The organism is Parapedobacter sp., assembly GCF_053550995.1.
The window spans coordinates 1-18,233 of sequence record NZ_JBMQOC010000131.1; the positions used below are offsets into that span (position 1 = coordinate 1).

Genomic DNA, 18,233 nt, shown 5'->3' on the forward strand with positions numbered 1-18,233 from the left:
GCAGTTCTTCCAACTCCTCGTGGCTGATGTTCATATTGACATTGCCGTCTTTAGCGAACGATATTTCGCCGGTTTCTTCCGAGACGACCACCGCCACGGCATCGCTTACCTCCGTAACCCCAATGGCCGCACGGTGTCGGAGCCCGAAGTGGAGCGGTAGGTCTTCGCTTTCCGACAAGGGAAGCACACAACTGGCCGTCATGATTTTGAAGTCGACGATGACCACGGCACCGTCGTGCAGCGGACTGTTTTTTTGGAAAATGCTTTCGAGCAATCGCTTGGATAGATGGGCGTCCATGTATTCACCGCTGGTTTGGTAGTAGTCTTCGTCGAAATACTTGGCGAATACAATCAAGGCACCCGTATATGATTTGGATAGGCTACGGCAGGCATCGATAATAGGTTTGAGGTGTGCATGGTGGTCGTGTTCGGCCGTCTTCTTACTGACAAAAACCGACCAGAGGAAATTTTTCCGCCTTACGGATATGTTCTTGCCGATGTGGATGAGGAATCGCCGGATCTCCTGCTGGAAAACCACCACGAGGGCCAGCGAACCCACACTGATGAAGCCCCCGAAAATCTCGGTGAGCAAGTGCATGTTGAATTGCTTAACGAGCAGGAAAATGACATAGATAAGCCCAAGGCCTATGAGGATATTAACGGCGATGGTGCCCCGTATCAGGCTGTAAACGTAATATAGGATGACCGCCACCAAGAGGATGTCGACAATGTCTAGCAACCGGAAATTGAAGTCGAAGCTCTGCAAGTCCATATCCCGGGCAAGTTAATAAATTTATATCTTTGCTAGATAAAAAACAATTGCCATGGCTAGACTTTCCGTCAACATCAATAAAATCGCCACGCTCCGCAATTCGCGCGGTGGCGACAACCCCAATGTATTGGCAGCCGCACTGGCATGCGAGCGGTTCGGCGCCCAAGGCATCACGGTGCACCCACGGCCGGATGAAAGGCATATCCGCTACCAAGATGTGTTTGACCTAAAGACGGCTATCCATACCGAACTGAACATTGAGGGGAATAGCCGCGAGGAGAAGTTCGTTCGGTTGGTATTGGATGCACAGCCAGCGCAGGTCACTTTGGTGCCCGATGATCCGGGACAGATCACGTCCAACCATGGGTGGGACACGCTTAAACATCGATCGTACCTGCAAGATATGTGTGCATTGTTTAAAGGGGAAGGTATACGGGTTTCCATTTTTGTCGATGCGGATCCCGCCATGGTGGAAGCCGCTGCCGAAACAGGTGCCGATCGGGTGGAACTGTATACGGAAGCTTACGCGCGTGACTATGTGGATAACCCTGAGCGGGCCTTGGCACCTTACCTTGAGGCAGCGAAGGTGGCCCAGCAAGTGGGGTTGGGGCTCAATGCGGGACACGACCTCGATTTGCATAATCTGCGATACTTCAACCAGCATATACCCGGGTTGCTGGAAGTGAGCATCGGCCACGCCTTGGTTGCCGACGCCTTGTACCTTGGGTTGGAAGAAACCATTAGGCGATACAACGAGCAGTTGGGCTAGAAGTTAATTATGCTATAATTTCCACTTTCGTCGTCCTTTTTATAATCTCTACATATCTGTCCTTCGGCGACAAGGGGTTGTCCTTTTTTGATATGTTTGGATTTGGGGACATATGGAAGCAGGCCGAGCTCGTCATCGGTCAAGCCAGCCTTGTCGTTTAAGTATATTTTGAAATTGTTGCCACTGATTTTTAGTGCTGCCATATTCCGGTTGTTACATGTTTAAGGCTTTATTTGCAATTTCATCGGGTTTTGGTGGGTGAGCAACTAGTTTCCGAATGGGCTTGATAGCCACCTCTACACTCACAAAGTGCATCAGTAGGTCGCGTAAAAGCGCCAAAAATTTGCTTTGCCGGAACATCATATTCGCCAATCCCCGTGACGAACCTTGGGCCGATTCTACCCTTGGCTTTTGAGATTGTTCATAGGCACTGAGCAAAATCCCTAGATTGTCTATATGGGCGTGGCGCAACATACGTGTTAATACCCATGCAGATTCCATGGCCATACCGGCTCCGATGCCTGCTGTTGGCAGGAAGCCGGCCGCGGAATCTCCTAATAGTATGGTTTTTCCAAAAGCCCATTGCGGACAACGGCAATCGGCCAATGGCCAAAAAAAAGGATTCTGGGCATTTTCTACGGCTCCCAAACAGCGTTCCATTCGGGGATCGATGGTTTTTAATTTCGTTCTTATGGCAGCAACAAAAGGCTTGTTGCCGTCTTTTGTATCTTTTAGATCGCCACCCAAAAATACTCCCAATTTATCTTTTACCGGATACACCCCATAAAAGAATCCAGCACCCCAGAGTTCTTCCCCCATATCCATATCTTCATCTGCCGGCGCCCAGACAACCCATCCGCCCCAATGGGTGTCCACGATTTCGACCCTTTGGTTTGCCAGTACCATGTTACGCGTTTGGGAATGTATACCATCCGCAATAATCACTAAGTCAAAATCCAGCCTAACGTCGTCGCTGCCTGATTGGAAATCTACGCTCGTATTTTCTTCAGATTGATTTATTGCAGTGACAACTGTATCGAAAGCAACGGGGCAACCATGGTATGTTAACGTTTCCAATAGTTGCCCCCTGGCAATTCCTCGATAATCGCCATAACGGTCCAGTAATTTTGCTATCGCATCTATCCGAGTCATGTTGCCTTTTCGGTTGTGCAATCCGTACCTGCTAAACGGAATACTTCTTTTTCTGTATTCGTCGCGTACATCCAAATCATCAAAGACCGTATCCACCATGGGCATCAATGCCAGCATATACCCCGGATGTACGTTGCCTTTATGTCGTTCGATAAGAACAGGGTGTTTACCGTCCTTTCGCAACATCTGGGCGGCAGTGATGCCTGCAATCCCCGCACCGACAATAAGTGTCTTCACGCTGTCGTTTTTTGCCAGCTCGTATTGGCTCAAAAGAGAAGTCGCTTCCATCATTTCAATCAAACTAAAGGTTATATTTTTTTTCAACGAATGCCCGCAGCTCTTTTATTGGGTAGCTTTTTAAGGTGATGTACCCTAATCCGGCCCCATCGAAGATGGCAATCAATTGGTAAGCTTCCAATTCCGGCTGTGCATACCTTAATTTTTTAAACACCCCAACCATCCGCTCCATCAATAGGCTGCGAATGCTTTCCAATTCTTTTTTCAATCCTTTTACTACCTCCGGTTGCGCGGACAAGGACAATAGTAACCTTAAAAGTTTCGTTTGACCGGTGATAAATTCGAAGGATTGTTCGATTAGATTTTTCAGGTATTGTTGAGGCTCATTGGCTATTGAGGCTGAATTGATGATTCCGCTCCGCTCGACAAGTGAAGAAAACACAGCTTTGAGTATAGCTTCTTTACTATCAAAATAATGATAGATCAAGCCTTTTGAAACCTTGGCTTTGAAGGCGATTTTTTCTACTGACGTGGCTGCATAACCCTTATTGGCAAACAAATCAAATGCAGCCTTGATGATTTTTATTTCGCTCTTCGATGTATTAGCACTGTTTATTCCGTCGATCATTATTTACTTTTTGCACAAGTTACAAAAAAGCTGACTGGTCGGTCAATTTTTTATATAATTGACTTTTCAGTGTAAACCTACTTTGTGACCCTTTTGTAACCGGTCTGGGTGTTTCAATGGAGCTGAGGCGGCTATTGGAGGTTTCTATTTCGTCGTACACCGGTGGACAGCTGCGGGTCTCGTGGAATACCGGGGCATCCCAAAACCGGGCCTTTGATGATGACCGGGTGTTTGAGGTGGCTTATCAAGAATCTACCAAACACCTGTTTGTGGGCGAGAGCCCTCGCCATATAGGTTCGGCGTTGGTGGATATATTTGATGAACCTGCCGGCAGCGAATGGCTGGTATATGCCTTTGTGGCAGTGCATAACCTCCACCGGTTTTCAAACAGTCAGTTTTTGGGGAAAATAACGATCGAACATGAATGAACAGATTGAAATCATCCGTGTGGCTGAGGGCACTGTGTTTCCCTCAGCCACATCTATGTCGGTGGCAACTCCTGAATTTGCAATGACCATGTGCCTCAACAACTTATTCCATTGCCGCCGCTGTCGTAGCGGGTGGATTGGCGGCAAGCTCAATCATCATGGATACCTTTTGCAGTTCTCCCTCCGGCGACCCCGAATAGCCCACGGCTTTGAAACGGATCCGACCGTTTTTATCGACGATAAACTTGGTGGGAATACCGCTTACACCATATGCGCCGACAACGTCAAAGTCGTTGCCTTCACCTTCTACGGTGTCAAACAACACATTGAATGAATATTGGTTGTCGGCAATGAACTGCTTCACTTTGGCTTCCCGGTCGGGGATATTCTCCCACGTGTTTACAAAAAGAAACGCCACATCATCGCGGTCTTTGAACTTATCGACCGCCAGTTGCATACCCGGGAAAGAAGCCTTGCAGGGTCCACACCAGGTAGCCCAGAAATCAACCACATAGACTTTACCTTTCAGTGATGCTGAAGAAACCGTTTCACCGTCCATGTTGACCAATGAAAATTGCGGGGCTTCCTCATTGATGATGGAGGCAATCAGTTTCTTACGGACTTCGGCCAGATGACGTTCCTCAAGTCCGGCCATGTAAGTTCCCCACTCTTGGTCATCGTGGCCTTTATCAGAATAGATGGCCTTTAGGTAGCCCTTCAACGTTTCGGTGGATTGGCCATTTTCTATCGATTTCTCAGCGGCGGCCTGTGCTTCGTCGAGCTTGCCCGAGTCCTTCAGGAATAGCACGAACCGTTCGTTTACCTCAGCGCTGTTATATTCGCCTACGGCTTTCCGTTGGTAGTCAAGGGCTTCGGCAATGTCGCCTTGCTTATATCGGATCAATGCATAGGTATCTGCATTGTTGCGGTAGCCATACTCGGCATTTTTCTTCCATTGGCTTTCGGTCATGGAAGCCGGCTTCGAATCAGTCGGGTCGGCAATGATGTCGGCCAGCAGCTTCAACGATTCCTTGGATTTGGCGGCTGCATAATCGAGGTCCTCACCGGCCTCTGCCAGCGGCCACGCTACTTGGTTGAGCAGCGATGCGCGGGAGCTTTTATTTTCTATCTTCGTGAGGTATTCGTCCAACTTGGGATAATCTTTCGCTTGCCGCGCGGCTTGGGCCATCGCCACATAAGCCGGCTGCAGGCTGGAGGATGCCTGCTTGCTGTACGTGTGGATATAATTGTCAAACAGTGTTGACTTCTTGGCGTAATCGCCTTCTGCCCGCAAGGCGGCGAGGTCTTGGCTAGCGGCTTGTTTACCATCAGGGTATCGAGTTGCGATAAGATGTTTCAATGAATCGGCGGTCGACTTATCGCGCAGATAATATTCGTAGCCGTTAGCCACATTCAGGAGATCGGATTCACCGCTTGCCTCGTCCGCGAATGCCACTGCGGCGCGTTCGTCCGCCAGCCGCTTAGCTTCATCGACCTGTTTGTTGGCCACCAGTGCACCCATATACGCGGCGAAATGCTTGTTTTCATCCGCTGGGAAATGGGTAATCTCTCTCTTTACCCATTCGACGCTTTTCGCAGGATCGCGGTCAATGCCGGCAAAATATTCGCCCATGCCGTTATAGACCTGGGCCATTGCCCCATACGATCCACGTACCGGTTTACCTTCGGCATACGCTTGGTAAGCGGCGCCCCATTTCTTGTCACCACCGGTTTCAGCCACGCTGATGAGTACCGCCGTGGCACTGTCTGGCAGGGAAAAACTACCCTTGTAGCCAGCACCCGCCGCATCCATCTGGAGGTCTGCCGCGTTGAAACCCGCTGAATGGAACACGTACAGCGATGCGTCATATGCCTTCGAGGGGTCTTCGGGCATGAAAGTAAATGTCAACTTTTCACCACGTTGCGGCTGCTCGTCAGATAACGAGATGGTGTTGGACTGCTGGCCGACGGCCGGCAGGCTGATGATGAGCATAACCATACCCAGCATCACTAATTTTAAAGTATTCATATGTGTACTATTTTGTTCTTTACATTGGCCACCGCCGTGATACTCACCGGCTACTTATCAATAATAACGGCAATGTATGGAAAATAGTTTTAAAACTAAAAAATTAGTGATGTGTGATGCGAAGGTCAGCTATAACAGTGGAACGCACGGCCTATTTGATACCCATGAAAATTCGCTCCCAACGTATTTTGTCGAAGAATGAGCCGTCTTTGTCCCAGCTAAGCCATACGAACAGCGCTTTACCCACGATATGGTCCTCCGGTACGAAGCCCCATGTCCGTGCATCTTCGGAGTTATGGCGGTTGTCGCCCATCATCCAATAGTAGTCCATTTTGAAGGTATAACTGTCAACCTTGGTGCCGTTGAGGTAGATGCCGTCATCGCGGGTTTCCAGCTCATTGCCTTCATATACGCGAATAGCCCGCTCGTACAGCGGCATCGTTAGGCTGTCCAGGCTCACCGTCCATCCCTTCTTGGGGATAATCAACGGGCCGAAGTTATCGATGTTCCAATGGTACAGCTTGTTGCTGGGGAACACGCCCGGTTCATTGGTGTCCTGATGCCTGATGTTGGGGACGATCTTCGTCACGTTGGCCCAGCTTTTTACTTCTTCATATGCCTCTTCCGTAAGGAAAAGCCGGTAGGGTTCGCGGGCATAGGGGTCGTATTCTATCCGCATATCGAGCAGCCGCTGCGGATTCAGTCCGGTACCATCGGTATAGACATAATAATCCATTTGGCTATGTGGGGGTTCGAATCCAGGCTCCCCGTTTACATACAGGTTGGCTCCGCGCAGTGAAATGGTATCACCTGGAATGCCCACGGCACGTTTGATGTAATTTTCACGTTTGTCGATGGGGCGGTTGAAGGGTGCGTCGGCCTCCATGGGATAGTTGAACACCACCACATCGTTGCGTTCGATCTCCTGGAAGCCCGGCAGCCTGTGATATCCGATTTTTATGCCCTCCCAGTAAGCTTTACCGCCAACAAGCGGCATGGTGTGGTGGGCGAAAGGGAAGGCCACGGGAGTCATCGGTACCCGGGGGCCATAGTTCAACTTGCTCACAAACAGGAAGTCGCCTACCAGCAGGCTTTTCTCCATCGAGCCCGTGGGGATCATATAGGCTTCAATGAGGAACCCCCGGATGAGCGTTGCAGCCACAACGGCGAATACGATGGCATCAGCCCACTCGCGTGCAACGGATTTCTTATAGGGATATTTCTCCTTAAAATCGGCGGTGGCCGACTGCCCCAAGTAAGTTACCTTCGGGTCGTTACCCCACCACGGCAATACCACGAATGGCACCAATACCGTCGCCGCATACTCCCAAAACCGACGCTTGCCGAAGCATTTGACCAAATCGAGGTACAGGCCGTAGAAAATGAAGATATTCACAATCGGGATAAGCAGCAACGCAATCCACCACCCGGGATGCCCCGTTATTTTGGTGATGACATATTCGCGGTAGATGGGTATCAGCGACTCCCAGCCTTGGCGGCCGGCTTTAACGAAAAGTTTCCAAAGCCCGAAATGGACGAGGATAAGGATGATGGTAAAAACAATATATCCCATATATTAGGTTTTTGTATTGTAAACGTTTACTAGTTTTCTATTAAATGTGCCCGCCAAAGTTAAACATTTCGGTCACTTGGTAAAATCCCTTCCGGCCCTGCACCCATTCTGCCGCCACCACGGCCCCGAAGGCGAAGCCAGCGCGGCTATGGGCGGTATGCTTGAATTCGAGCTGGTCTACTTCCGAGCTGTAGAGCACCGTATGGGTGCCGGGCACCTCATCGATGCGATGGCTTTCTATGAGCAGCTCGTTTGTTTTCGGAACGGCCTCGTGACCTTCACCGATGAGGTTGTTGATCCATCCGGTCTTCCCATCATTGTGTTCGATAATACCCTCAGCGATCGTGATGGCCGTACCGCTTGGCGCATCCAGTTTCTGCGTATGGTGAATTTCCTCCACTTGTACGTCGTATTGCTTGTATGGGTTCATTGTGGCTGCCAGCATCTTGTTGATGTGGAAAAACACGTTAACCCCTATACTGAAATTAGAACCATAGAGTAGTGTTTTGTTACCGTCTAAGCACCGTTTTTTTACCGTATCGAGCTGACCATACCAGCCCGTGGTACCCACCACGATAGGTACATCGGCAGCAAAACATAACTCGATGTTGGCTACCGCAGCTTCCGGCCTGCTGAAGTCGATGGCCACATCGGCACCCGCCAAGTCGGCCGCTACGATGTCCGCGCGGTTGTTTTCATCCACGATTAGGTGGATATGGTGGCCACGCTTTTGGGCAAAGCGTTCGATAAGCTGCCCCATTTTGCCGTATCCGAGTAATGCGATGTTCATGTTAGTCGTATGTCTATTGTCTATTGTTTGTTGCCTAAAATCTAAGACCTACCTTCACGCCAATCGTATAGGGTTGGGATCGGTATGCCCACGACGAGCCGGGGTTGGCCAATAGGGTAGGAGCAATGTTAAATGCCAGGTCGTCGTCTATTTCCCATCGGTGTTTGAGCATGGAGGTAACATAGGCCTCCACGGCTTGGAGCCCCCACCAACCGAGTGTAACCAGTACGGTGAGATCGCGGTTTCGTCGGTAATAGTCCTTTGCAGTAATCATATAGTCCGTTGTTTGGCTACCGGCTCCAAGTTGCGGGTATTTCGTTTCTGGCGGAATTGCGTGGTTATTGTTAATGCGGTACTGCACTTCTCCCAAGATGTCATGGTAATATCGGTTGTTGAACTCAAACACCAGTACCGCACTCACGAAGCCCCCATAAATCACCGGTACTTTGAGCCACCACCAGCCGCCGTTGGTAATCTGCCCCCAGCCGGGTACCATCAGCGATTGTTTCCAGGGTCTATTAGACATGGCCTCTAGTGCCAGGCGCGCCGAATCCTTGAACACCACCTGGGCTTGTTCAGCCGCTTCCCGTTCACGTTTTTCCCGCTGCCGCCGTTCCTTTCGGGTTTCACCGGCCGTGGTATCCACTTTGGCGGCAGCTAAGCTATCCACCGGCTTCGCGATGCTATCACGCTGAAGGCTATCGGGCTCCTGTGCACGGACCGTGCCGACGGATACCCAAGCGAGCAGCAAGATAATAAGCAATCGATTCATCACCAGTCTAATAATTCGAGAATTCGGTTCAAGTCATCTTCCGAATGGAAGGGGATTTCGATGGCGCCCCGCCCTTTTTTATCAGGGGCTTTCAGCCGCACCCGCGTGGAGAATTTTGACGCGAGATCGTCTTCCACCTTCTGGTATTGAAAAGACAGCGGCGTATTTTTCGTGGTTTTGGCATTTCCCCTATTGGAAAGCCCCTGTATGTCTCGTACCAGTTCTTCCGTTTTCCTCACGGAAAGCCCCTTTTTGACAATCTCCCTGAAAATATAAAGCTGTTTGTCGATCTCGGGCACGTTGATCAATGCCCGGGCGTGGCCCATGCTGAGTTGTCCATCGCGGATGGCCGCCTGTATGACGGGAGGAAGCTTCAGTAATCGCAGATAGTTGGTTACCGTCGACCGGTTTTTGCTCACGCGTTCACCGAGTTCTTCCTGCCGGAGGTTGCACTCCTCAATCATCCGTTGGAAACTCAATGCGACCTCCATGGCGTTGAGGTTCTCCCGCTGGATGTTTTCAATGAGCGCCATTTCGAGCATCTGCTGGTCATTGGCGGCTCGCACATAGGCAGGTATTTCGGTAAGGCCCGCGAGTTTGGCAGCGCGGAGGCGGCGTTCGCCGCTGATGAGCTGGTACGTGCCCCGACCCGCTTGGCGCACCGTAATCGGTTGTATCAGCCCTTGGAGTTTGATGGAATCTGCCAGCTCACGCAGTGCCTCTTCGTCGAAGTCCGTTCGTGGCTGGAATGGATTAACGACGATCTGGGAAATAGCGACCGCGCTGATACCGGCAGGTACGCGTTGCGCTTTCACATCGCCCACCCCTTTGTTTTCGCCCGACCGGTGTGTTACCTCTTCGGAATCATCAAGCAACGCACTTAATCCCTTACCCAGACCTATTTTCCGTTGTTGTGCTGCCATGGTTTACTATACGCTTATGTGTGCTGTTTCTTCTTTATTGAGGTTGTTTTTTTCAAGGATTTCCCGCGCTAGGTTCAGGTAATTGATGGCCCCTTTGCAGTTCGCGTCATGCATGATGACGGCAATGCCGAAGCTAGGTGCCTCACTCAGCCGCGTGTTGCGCTGGATGATGGTATCGAACACGAGGTCATTGAAATGGGTACGGACTTCTTCGACCACCTGGTTGGAAAGCCGCAGGCGCACGTCGTACATCGTCAGGAGGATGCCTTCGATTTCCAAGGCCGTGTTGAGCCGGTTCTGCACGATTTTAATGGTGTTGAGTAACTTTCCTAACCCTTCGAGCGCAAAGTACTCGCATTGCACGGGGATGATGACCGAGTCGGAAGCCGACAGGGCATTGATGGTGATGAGACCCAATGAAGGTGAACAATCAATCACGATGAAATCGTATTCGTCTTTCACCTCGTCCAAAATGCGCCGCATTTTATATTCCCGTTCGTGGAGGTTGATCATCTCAATCTCGGCACCCACCAAGTCGATATGGGCAGGTAGCAAATCGAGATTGGGCGTGTCCGTATGTTGGATGGCTTCCCGTGGACTGAGGTCATTGACCAAGCATTCATACACGCTGGCTTTGACCGTACGCGGGTCAAAGCCTATTCCCGATGTTGAGTTGGCCTGCGGATCCGCATCGACCAGTAACGTCTTATATTCAAGCACAGCCAAGCTGGCTGCCAAATTGATGGAGGTCGTTGTTTTACCCACCCCTCCTTTTTGATTAGCTATTGCAATGATTTTACCCATGGGTGATGAAAAATTAGCGCTCTTTTTAATTCGCCCCCCAAAAGTATCCATTAATTCGTACTTTTGAGCATTTTAGTAACTGCGAAAGCGACGGGCTAAGATACGCTTTTTTAATTTAATCCATTATGATAACCATCATATCCGGTACGAACCGCCCACATAGTAATACGTTTAAACTGGCCACTTATTATCAGCAGAAACTTACGGAACGGGGCGTCGATTCGCATATTCTTTCGCTTGCTGACCTGTCGTCCGACTTTATCGGGGCGGATATGTATAAAAATCGAAGCGTCGCTTTCCAACCTTATCAGGATCAGGTCACGGCGACCGAAAAATTCATTTTTATTATCCCCGAATATAATGGAAGCTTCCCGGGCATACTGAAGACATTCGTTGATGCCTGCCAGTTTCCCAACAGCTTCTTCAATAAAAAAGCGGCGCTGGTGGGGCTGTCAAGCGGTAGGTATGGCAACGTACGCGGGGTCGACCATTTCACGGGTGTGTGCCACTACGTACGCCTGCAAGTAATGCCCCTGCGCATCCATATTCCGCATATCTTCCAAGAGCTCGATGACCAGGGAAACCTCTATCGTGGGGATACCCTGAGGTTTACCAACGAGCAGCTCGACGAGTTCATCCGGTTTTAACCTACTTCAGTTCGTCCTCGCTGATGTCGCCATTGATGGCAACTGTTTTGGTCACCGCTTTTAACGGCATGGGCATCATTTTATTGACGATGGAGACCGTTCCGGGCAACTGTATGCCGTCGTAAGCCGCATATTCCTCGATGGTTATTTCCCCCGAAAGTTCACTTTCCGATTTCAGCTTGAGGCCCGATGCTACACTGAAGTAATCCACCGACGTATCGGTCCCTCGGGTCACCTTCAACTTGTACGCGTCTTCATCATTTACCTTAACGAGGCCATCCAACTCAAGTAACACATCATCCGAAGTATATGTGAGTTCGGGGAAAATGAGCAATAGCGATTGGAAGGGAGCGGCGGCTTCCCCCTGCAGCTCCTGCGATTGTCCCTGTGAAGTAACCGTTACCTGATCGGGGGTGACCACAACTTTAGACAGTAGCTGCGGCCCCAGCTTTGTGTTCTGTACCGCAATCTGTTTGGTCTTATCCACCAACTGTTCCATGGTGATGGTCATTCCCTGTATTTCCGCCTCACTTCCTATTCTGATGGTATTCACGGCGGTCAGCTTGTCCTTTCCGCCGATGGCTTCGAGGTATTTCGCGATCACACCCTCCGCCGTTATGCTGGCATCTGTAATGGCCACCTTCACCTCCGGTTCGCCAGTAACCGTGTAATATTGCACGTCGCCGAAACGGGCCATTTGGTCGGCGAAGTCATCGGTCTTACCCACCACGGTAATCTGCACATTGTCGCCATGTACATATTTGGTGGCAATGGCGTTGACCTGGGCGAGCGTCAGGGCATCCAGGTTTTTGAGATAGTTTTGGTAATAATCTTTGGGTAGCTCTTGCAACTCGGTGTTGATGGCAAACCGCGCGATGGTGGATGGTTGCTCCAGCGACCGGCCGAAACGGCCTGCCAGGGAAGCCTTGGCCAGATCGAGTTCCTTTTGGGTAATCGTATGCTCGCCGATGCGCTTCAGTTCGTGGATGAACTCTTGTGTGGCACTATCGGTTACGGCATTGCGCACACTGGCGCTGGTGTTTAACCGGGCCACTAGTTCGTCCGGATTGATGCTGCCGTAGGCACCGTAGGTGTATCCTTTATCTTCGCGTAAGTTTTGGAAGAGCCTTGCAGAAGCCCCTCCTCCCAAAATGTCGGCCACCACCGATACCCCAAGGACATCAGGATTATTGGGCTTCAATGCAAGGGGATATCCCACGTTAATGACCGATTGGGCACTTGCCGGGCGGTTCACGAGCACGACCTTGTTGCCGGTGGGTGCTTGGGGTAAGGGCCATTCATGTTTGGGTACGTCACCACGTTTCCAGTTCGAGAAATAGGTGTTTACCAGCTTTTTCGCTTCCGAGGCAGTAATGTCTCCTACAATGGCCAGGTAAGCAATATTCGGTTTGAAGTACGTGTTGTAATAGCTTTTGATATCGTCTACCTGCACATTGCCCACGGTCTTCTCGGTTTCCGTCTCCCCATAGGGGTGGTCCTTGCCGTACATCACCGCATTCCGCACCACCCCGACGATACTGTTGGGGTCTTCCTTCGCTGCGGCCAGTCCGGAGATCGCCTGCTTCTTCAGCTTATCCAATTCGGATGGTGGAAAAGCGGGGTTAAACAATACGTCGGCAAAAAGATCGAGCAGCTGGTCGTTGTACTTTTTCAACGAAGAAGCATTGGCCGAGGTCGATGATGCACTGATGTGGGCGCCGATGCGGTCGATGGCTTCATCCAGCTCATCTTTGCTGCGTGTGGTGGTGCCACCCATAAGCATGTCGCCCACGAAGGAGGTGAGTCCAGCCTTATCTCCTTCCAGAATCGGGTCACGGTCCAACACCAATGAGTACGTAACGCGTGGCAACTTGTGGTTTTCCACCACGAACACCTTGAGACCGTTTGGTAATGTGAAGGTAGCGGGGTTGCCGATATTGATCTGCGGAGCCGGGCCGGGCTCCGGGTATTTGCTGCGGTCTACTTGTGCAAAAGCGGTTGCCATGCTGCACCAGGCCACCAAAAATAATATGCTGATCTTATTCATTGTCGTCTTTTTTATGGTCATTACTTACGGGTTGGGTACTTATTCGCCATTGGCGGGTTTAGGGAGGTAGTATAGCACCACCCGTCCGTTTTTACCGAGGTATTCCTCGGCTACACGTTGGATGTCGGCGCGCGATACCTGGTTATATTTGTCCATTTCCCTATTTACTTCGTTGGCATCGCCAAAAAACGTTTTGGCGTTGGCTAAACTCTCCGCGATGCCGGCCACGGAGGCATGTTGGCTTACCACATCGTTTTCAACCTGTGCCTTTAACTTTTGGAAATCGTCCTCGGATATGCCGTTGGCAATCACTTTTTCCAATTGTTCGTCTATAGCGTGCTCGAGTGAGTCGGCAGATACGCCCATGTTCGCAATTCCATATAATAAGAATACGCCGCCATCTTCCAAGTCTAGCGGAAACGCAGCCAATGCTACCGCCTTCTGCTGCTTGTCTACCACTTCTTTGGTCAGCAGGGAGCTTTTCCCGCCGGTGAGATAGGTGGATAACATGCTCAGTGCATGGCTGTCCTTATGTTTTTTGGGCGGCAGGTTATAAGCCTGGATAACTGCGGGCAGTTGGATGTTGTCATATACCACATCGCGTGTTTCTTCCGTGCGCCGGGGTTCGATTACCGTTGGCCGGTTGATGGTGCCGATGCCTACGGGTATCTCGCTGAAATACGTCCGTACCCACGCTTCGGTTTCGTCATAATCAATGTCGCCCGCTATGGAAAGCACCGCATTGTTGGGTACGTAATAAGTTCTGTAAAACTGCATGAACTCATCGAGCGTTGCGGCATTCAGATGTTCCATTGAGCCGATTACGGGCCATTTGTAAGGATGCACCAAATGTGTCCGCTTGAAGGTCTCCTGCAGGATCGTCCCGTACGGCTGGTTATCTATGCGTTGTCGCATTTCCTCTTTGACCACGCTGCGCTGTGTCTCTACGCCAATGGTATCGATCTTGGCGTGGAGCATCCGTTCGCTTTCCATATACAGGGCGGTTTCGAGGTAGTTTGCCGGCACCACTTCGTGGTAGTAGGTCACATCGTTCGATGTATATGCATTGAGCGTGCCGCCGATGGATTCGATTTTTTTCATGTATTCACCCCGGCCAATGTTTTCGGTACCTTCGAAAAGCAGGTGCTCAAAGAAATGGGCAAAGCCGGTGCGCTCGGGATTTTCGTTTTTGGAGCCCACGTGGTACATCACCGATACGGCTACGATAGGAGTGGTGTTGTCCCGGTGCATCACTACGGTCAGGCCGTTGTCAAGCTCAAATTCCTTGAATTCGATGCGGTTTTGGGCGGTTGCCATGCTGCTTATGGCGAGCGACACACCCACTACGGTGGAAATGGTGAAGATTTTATTCATTGTGCTATACGATGTTAATAGTACTTAGTTGTATGTTAATGGCTAAACATACTGCAAGTTTACCATTCTTGGATGAGAAACAGTGAAGGTTGTTACAACTTTCAGGTTTTAAGCGTTTTTTCCCAATAGACGGTAGCCGTCGTTTGCCGAAGGCCACTACCGTTCCACGAGCATCAGCCCATGGTTCCTGCCGCGCCGCTGGGTATAAATCAGCAGGCGTTTTAGCCGTTGCGGCTGTGGGCCATCCAATTGGAGTGCTGTGGGAATGCTTTGCTCGCCAAGGAGCTGAAGGCTCAATGCCAGCGCAGCGGCAGCCACCGTGTCGTATTCGCCCAGCACGTGTTTGAAACCCACGATGGGTATCCTGGTAAACAGCGCCTGCGCTACGTTCCGGTAAATACCGTCAAAACGAGAATCGCCGTTATATCCCAACAGCACGGCATCTATCGAGTCGGTGTTTAATCCGTTTTTTTGCAGGAAATGGCTTACAAAGGCTGTACTGTCGTCGGTTTCGATGCATGTCTCAACGGCGGTGACTTGTCCCATTGCCTTTGGGCCTGCCTGTCGTGAGGCCACGAAAAACGTTGCGCCCTCGGCAGCGATTTCGCCGGGAGTTGGGTCGTTTAGCGGGGTAGGTATGGCCACCTCCCCATTTTTTAGGTAACCTGCCATGTCCCAAAACAGCGTCGTACGTTCCCCAAGTTCATCCACTCCGCCCAACAGGATGGTGGCGTCGGGATGCTCATCCAGATAGACCATGCCATCAAGCAGCGCCGACTCGAATGAGTTGGCGTTGTTGACATAGGTCATGTTGTAGCCCTTGCATTTGAGGGCCAGCGCAATGGCGGCGGCGGCCATGTTATGCGTAGATTGGATAAAGGGCGTGGGGTTCAAAGCCTCCCCTTCGTCAGTCAACAAGGATTCCACGAAGCGCTCGGAATCGCGTAGGCAACCCAATCCCGACCCGGTGATCACAGCATCGACCGTTGTACGGCCGGCGTCCAGCAATGCCAATTGCGCAGTGAAAATGGCCATACGCATGCTCTTGTTCATACGGCGTAGTTGCAGCACGGGGATCAGCGCTTTATAATCAGGGTCGCGTGCGGGTACGGGGTTTTGCGTATAGGACTGTATGCTGTCGAAAAAATAGCCGGGTTCAGTGGTCGGCTGTATGGAAATGCCAGCCACCCCATGGATATAAATGGGCTTAATCATGGGCTTTTGAAAATAACAGGGAACTGCAGTTACCCCCGAATCCGAATGAATTGGACAGCACGTGGTTGAGGGTCGCGTGTCGCTGTGTGGTTTGGGGCACGATACCCAACGCCGCAATGGGCTCTGAAAAATTCAGGTTAGCGAAAACTTCCTGGTGCTGTAGAGCCAATACGGAAAATACCGCCTCAATTGCGCCGGCGGCCGCCAGCGTGTGGCCGGTGAATGCTTTTGTGGAACTGAACATAGGGATCGCTTCAGCGGTGCCAAAGATGCGGAGCATTGCTTGTCCTTCTGCAAGGTCGTTGTTGGGTGTAGCGGTACCATGGGCATTGATATAGCCCACCGCGCCAGCATCCAAGCCGGCTACCTCAAGCGCTTGCTTCATGGCGAGGTAGGCGCCCTCCCCGTTGTCGGAAGAGGCGGTTTGGTGGAATGCGTCATTGGCATGGCCATAGCCCGAGAGGTAGGCCAAGGGGGCTTTCGAATGCCTAGCAACCAGCGCTGCGCGCTCCAATACCAGATAGGCCGCTGCCTCGCCGAGGTTCAACCCGTTGCGGTGCTCGTCGAAGGGGCGGCAATGGCCGTCGGTATAGATCATGAGTGAGTTAAACCCGTTGATGGTAAAACGCGACAGGCAGTCGGTGCCGCCTACGACGGCGCGATCGAGCAGCCCGGCCTTGATCATCCGGGCGCCCAGCATGATGGCGTTGGCCGCCGAGGAGCAAGCGGTACTGATGGTGGTCACATAGTCGGTTATCCCGAGGTGGCGGGCGATCTGTTCGGTGCCGTAGCCGCATGGATGCGTTGGGATAAAATGCCGGTGTGTCTCTGTTGCCAGGTAATCCTCGTAATAGCGTTCGGTAGCATCCATGCCGCCCACGGTAGTGGCAGAGATAAGCCCTGTTCGGCTGCCGTCGGACAGGTCTATGGCGGCAGTCGCTTCTTTCGCAGCCAACAATGCCAGTAAGGTACTTCGTGTATAGGCGTCGTCTCCGGCGACACCCACTCTTTCAGCCAGTTGATCGTTTGATATGGCTATTTCGCCGACCAACAGCTTGTCCCTGTGGGGGGTGTCTAATTGCCGGATGGGGACGATGCCGTGGTGGGACGCACGCAGCGACCTGTGGTTGGACGAGACGTCCTCCCCGATGGCCGAGATGGCTCCCATGCCAGAAATGGCAATCCGGTCAGGTACACTCATGTTCGGTTGGCTTCGATAAAGTCGGCCATGGTTTGAATGGTTTCAAAAACTTTCCGGCCCTCCTTCGGGTCCGCAAGCTTGATGCCATAGCTTTTGTCGAGCATCACGATGAGCTCCAGCGCATCAATGGAATCCAGCCCGAGCCCATCGCCGAATAACGGCGTCTGATCGTCCAGATCGTCGACGGTCAGATCCTCGAGGTTCAATTGCGCAATGATTTTAGCTTTCAGCTCTTGTGTCAGTTCACTCATCTTCTTCGTTGTATAATCTTTTCAATTGTTCCACGTTATGCGGCCACCGCCCCGACGGCTCAATACGGTATACCAAGAGGTCGCAAGTTCCGTCGGTTACCTCCACCCACCCACATAGCGCGCTGCTTGCGGCATCCTGCCCACCTAATGTTGCATTGGCGTACGGCACGAGAAACTCGGGCAAATAGCTGTCAAAAATAAAGAAAACATTCTCGCTTTGCAATTGGTGGCGGATACTGATTTCGCCCAGCGCGATATTGGGCAACGTATAGACGAATGTCGCCGGGCTGACTACCGGATCGTCTATCCGGAAAATATCGTTGGCATGCCGGCTGTCGGATAAATAGCTGGATGATCGGTTAGCGAATATGAGCGGGGCATGGCGTTCATAGGGGCCCGATTCACGAACGATAAGCTCTGCGGCGATAAACATGGCCTTGCAGAGGCCATCCATCTTATGGAATTTCGGATAGTCGATGGCCAGCTGCCGGTAGGCCAATTTGAGGAAGTCACCCAGCGGTATGGTAGGGTCGGCAGCAAAAAAAAGATGACCGTTTATATGGATGGTACGCCCGCGGATGGTACAATACGATCGGATACTGTGGCTGTGTCTTTCCATGC

19 protein-coding genes are annotated in these 18,233 nt (G+C 51.3%); 3 read left to right on the top strand and 16 right to left on the bottom strand.

Annotation, left to right across the window (positions count from 1 at the left end; genetic code table 11):
- The coding region (cdaA, locus tag ACO1NT_RS17845) for a diadenylate cyclase CdaA (RefSeq protein ID WP_449050100.1) at window positions 1-772 on the bottom strand (772 nt) is incomplete at its 3' end.
- 52 nt (window positions 773-824) lie between these two features.
- Between cdaA and ACO1NT_RS17850 the strand changes: the two genes are divergently transcribed.
- The gene (locus tag ACO1NT_RS17850) at window positions 825-1,541 is read left to right on the top strand and encodes a pyridoxine 5'-phosphate synthase (RefSeq protein ID WP_449050101.1); all 717 of its coding nucleotides are present in this window, start codon (window positions 825-827) and stop codon (window positions 1,539-1,541) included.
- Here ACO1NT_RS17850 and ACO1NT_RS17855 read toward each other — a convergent pair.
- From ACO1NT_RS17855 to ACO1NT_RS17865, 3 genes are read right to left on the bottom strand one after another with little or no spacing between them, the layout of a single operon-like run.
- Complete coding sequence (locus ACO1NT_RS17855; RefSeq protein WP_449050102.1) at window positions 1,538-1,744, bottom strand: hypothetical protein; 207 nt, start codon at window positions 1,742-1,744, stop codon at window positions 1,538-1,540. The genes ACO1NT_RS17850 and ACO1NT_RS17855 overlap by 4 nt on opposite strands.
- A 10-nt stretch (window positions 1,745-1,754) precedes the next feature.
- On the bottom strand, window positions 1,755-3,017 hold the full coding sequence (locus ACO1NT_RS17860) for an FAD-dependent oxidoreductase (RefSeq protein ID WP_449050103.1): 1,263 nt from the start codon (window positions 3,015-3,017) through the stop codon (window positions 1,755-1,757).
- On the bottom strand, window positions 2,995-3,558 hold the full coding sequence (locus ACO1NT_RS17865) for a TetR/AcrR family transcriptional regulator (RefSeq protein ID WP_449050104.1): 564 nt from the start codon (window positions 3,556-3,558) through the stop codon (window positions 2,995-2,997). The genes ACO1NT_RS17860 and ACO1NT_RS17865 overlap by 23 nt, the downstream gene beginning before the upstream one ends.
- A 116-nt stretch (window positions 3,559-3,674) precedes the next feature.
- Between ACO1NT_RS17865 and ACO1NT_RS17870 the strand changes: the two genes are divergently transcribed.
- On the top strand, window positions 3,675-3,986 hold the full coding sequence (locus ACO1NT_RS17870; protein ID WP_449050105.1) for a hypothetical protein: 312 nt from the start codon (window positions 3,675-3,677) through the stop codon (window positions 3,984-3,986).
- Window positions 3,987-4,089: 103 nt separating this feature from the next.
- Here ACO1NT_RS17870 and ACO1NT_RS17875 read toward each other — a convergent pair whose 3' ends face one another.
- The 6 genes from ACO1NT_RS17875 to ACO1NT_RS17900 all read right to left on the bottom strand — a co-directional run bounded on the left by ACO1NT_RS17875 (window position 4,090) and on the right by ACO1NT_RS17900 (window position 10,877).
- Window positions 4,090-6,015, bottom strand: coding sequence for a redoxin domain-containing protein (locus ACO1NT_RS17875; protein WP_449050106.1), 1,926 nt, complete (start codon window positions 6,013-6,015; stop codon window positions 4,090-4,092).
- 151 nt (window positions 6,016-6,166) lie between these two features.
- A complete protein-coding gene (gene lepB / locus ACO1NT_RS17880) occupies window positions 6,167-7,588 on the bottom strand; it encodes a signal peptidase I (RefSeq protein WP_449050107.1) in 1,422 nt (473 codons plus the stop codon).
- A gap of 40 nt (window positions 7,589-7,628) precedes the next feature.
- A complete protein-coding gene (gene dapB, locus ACO1NT_RS17885) occupies window positions 7,629-8,378 on the bottom strand; it encodes a 4-hydroxy-tetrahydrodipicolinate reductase (protein WP_449050108.1) in 750 nt (249 codons plus the stop codon).
- Window positions 8,379-8,412: 34 nt separating this feature from the next.
- Window positions 8,413-9,150 (bottom strand): DUF5683 domain-containing protein, encoded by a 738-nt coding sequence (locus ACO1NT_RS17890; RefSeq protein ID WP_449050109.1) that lies wholly within the window; start codon window positions 9,148-9,150, stop codon window positions 8,413-8,415.
- The gene (locus tag ACO1NT_RS17895; RefSeq protein WP_449050110.1) at window positions 9,150-10,073 is read right to left on the bottom strand and encodes a ParB/RepB/Spo0J family partition protein; all 924 of its coding nucleotides are present in this window, start codon (window positions 10,071-10,073) and stop codon (window positions 9,150-9,152) included. Before ACO1NT_RS17895 ends, ACO1NT_RS17890 begins: the two co-directional genes overlap by 1 nt.
- A 6-nt stretch (window positions 10,074-10,079) precedes the next feature.
- Window positions 10,080-10,877 (bottom strand): ParA family protein, encoded by a 798-nt coding sequence (locus tag ACO1NT_RS17900; protein WP_449050111.1) that lies wholly within the window; start codon window positions 10,875-10,877, stop codon window positions 10,080-10,082.
- 125 nt (window positions 10,878-11,002) lie between these two features.
- On the opposite strand from ACO1NT_RS17900, the gene ACO1NT_RS17905 reads away from it, so the two are divergent.
- Window positions 11,003-11,524, top strand: coding sequence for an NADPH-dependent FMN reductase (locus ACO1NT_RS17905; protein WP_449050112.1), 522 nt, complete (start codon window positions 11,003-11,005; stop codon window positions 11,522-11,524).
- A gap of 1 nt (window position 11,525) precedes the next feature.
- On the opposite strand, the gene ACO1NT_RS17910 is transcribed toward ACO1NT_RS17905, so the two are convergent.
- From ACO1NT_RS17910 to ACO1NT_RS17935, 6 genes are all read right to left on the bottom strand, one after another.
- Window positions 11,526-13,571 (bottom strand): M16 family metallopeptidase, encoded by a 2,046-nt coding sequence (locus ACO1NT_RS17910; RefSeq protein ID WP_449050113.1) that lies wholly within the window; start codon window positions 13,569-13,571, stop codon window positions 11,526-11,528.
- Between the two features lie 39 nt (window positions 13,572-13,610).
- Window positions 13,611-14,945, bottom strand: coding sequence for a M16 family metallopeptidase (locus ACO1NT_RS17915; protein ID WP_449050114.1), 1,335 nt, complete (start codon window positions 14,943-14,945; stop codon window positions 13,611-13,613).
- A gap of 156 nt (window positions 14,946-15,101) precedes the next feature.
- Window positions 15,102-16,160, bottom strand: a complete 1,059-nt coding sequence (locus ACO1NT_RS17920; RefSeq protein ID WP_449050115.1) for a beta-ketoacyl synthase chain length factor — start codon at window positions 16,158-16,160, stop codon at window positions 15,102-15,104.
- On the bottom strand, window positions 16,153-17,361 hold the full coding sequence (locus ACO1NT_RS17925; RefSeq protein ID WP_449050116.1) for a beta-ketoacyl-[acyl-carrier-protein] synthase family protein: 1,209 nt from the start codon (window positions 17,359-17,361) through the stop codon (window positions 16,153-16,155). Before ACO1NT_RS17925 ends, ACO1NT_RS17920 begins: the two co-directional genes overlap by 8 nt.
- Complete coding sequence (locus ACO1NT_RS17930) at window positions 17,358-17,612, bottom strand: phosphopantetheine-binding protein (protein ID WP_449050117.1); 255 nt, start codon at window positions 17,610-17,612, stop codon at window positions 17,358-17,360. The genes ACO1NT_RS17925 and ACO1NT_RS17930 overlap by 4 nt, the downstream gene beginning before the upstream one ends.
- Window positions 17,605-18,231 (bottom strand): hypothetical protein, encoded by a 627-nt coding sequence (locus ACO1NT_RS17935; RefSeq protein WP_449050118.1) that lies wholly within the window; start codon window positions 18,229-18,231, stop codon window positions 17,605-17,607. The genes ACO1NT_RS17930 and ACO1NT_RS17935 overlap by 8 nt, the downstream gene beginning before the upstream one ends.
- Window positions 18,232-18,233: the final 2 nt, after the last annotated feature.

What these genes read in the sequence shown, in the direction of transcription:
- ACO1NT_RS17865 (WP_449050104.1), bottom strand. Translation starts at nt 3,558, where the DNA reads ATGATCGACGGAATAAACAGTGCTAATACATCGAAGAGCGAAATAAAA.
- lepB (WP_449050107.1), bottom strand. Translation starts at nt 7,588, where the DNA reads ATGGGATATATTGTTTTTACCATCATCCTTATCCTCGTCCATTTCGGG.
- ACO1NT_RS17930 (WP_449050117.1), bottom strand. Translation starts at nt 17,612, where the DNA reads ATGAGTGAACTGACACAAGAGCTGAAAGCTAAAATCATTGCGCAATTG.
- ACO1NT_RS17935 (WP_449050118.1), bottom strand. Translation starts at nt 18,231, where the DNA reads ATGGAAAGACACAGCCACAGTATCCGATCGTATTGTACCATCCGCGGG.
- ACO1NT_RS17850 (WP_449050101.1), top strand. Translation starts at nt 825, where the DNA reads ATGGCTAGACTTTCCGTCAACATCAATAAAATCGCCACGCTCCGCAAT.
- ACO1NT_RS17905 (WP_449050112.1), top strand. Translation starts at nt 11,003, where the DNA reads ATGATAACCATCATATCCGGTACGAACCGCCCACATAGTAATACGTTT.
- ACO1NT_RS17855 (WP_449050102.1), bottom strand. Translation starts at nt 1,744, where the DNA reads ATGGCAGCACTAAAAATCAGTGGCAACAATTTCAAAATATACTTAAAC.
- ACO1NT_RS17915 (WP_449050114.1), bottom strand. Translation starts at nt 14,945, where the DNA reads ATGAATAAAATCTTCACCATTTCCACCGTAGTGGGTGTGTCGCTCGCC.
- ACO1NT_RS17895 (WP_449050110.1), bottom strand. Translation starts at nt 10,073, where the DNA reads ATGGCAGCACAACAACGGAAAATAGGTCTGGGTAAGGGATTAAGTGCG.
- ACO1NT_RS17920 (WP_449050115.1), bottom strand. Translation starts at nt 16,160, where the DNA reads ATGATTAAGCCCATTTATATCCATGGGGTGGCTGGCATTTCCATACAG.
- ACO1NT_RS17870 (WP_449050105.1), top strand. Translation starts at nt 3,675, where the DNA reads ATGGAGCTGAGGCGGCTATTGGAGGTTTCTATTTCGTCGTACACCGGT.
- ACO1NT_RS17890 (WP_449050109.1), bottom strand. Translation starts at nt 9,150, where the DNA reads ATGAATCGATTGCTTATTATCTTGCTGCTCGCTTGGGTATCCGTCGGC.
- ACO1NT_RS17875 (WP_449050106.1), bottom strand. Translation starts at nt 6,015, where the DNA reads ATGAATACTTTAAAATTAGTGATGCTGGGTATGGTTATGCTCATCATC.
- ACO1NT_RS17910 (WP_449050113.1), bottom strand. Translation starts at nt 13,571, where the DNA reads ATGAATAAGATCAGCATATTATTTTTGGTGGCCTGGTGCAGCATGGCA.
- dapB (WP_449050108.1), bottom strand. Translation starts at nt 8,378, where the DNA reads ATGAACATCGCATTACTCGGATACGGCAAAATGGGGCAGCTTATCGAA.
- ACO1NT_RS17900 (WP_449050111.1), bottom strand. Translation starts at nt 10,877, where the DNA reads ATGGGTAAAATCATTGCAATAGCTAATCAAAAAGGAGGGGTGGGTAAA.
- ACO1NT_RS17925 (WP_449050116.1), bottom strand. Translation starts at nt 17,361, where the DNA reads ATGAGTGTACCTGACCGGATTGCCATTTCTGGCATGGGAGCCATCTCG.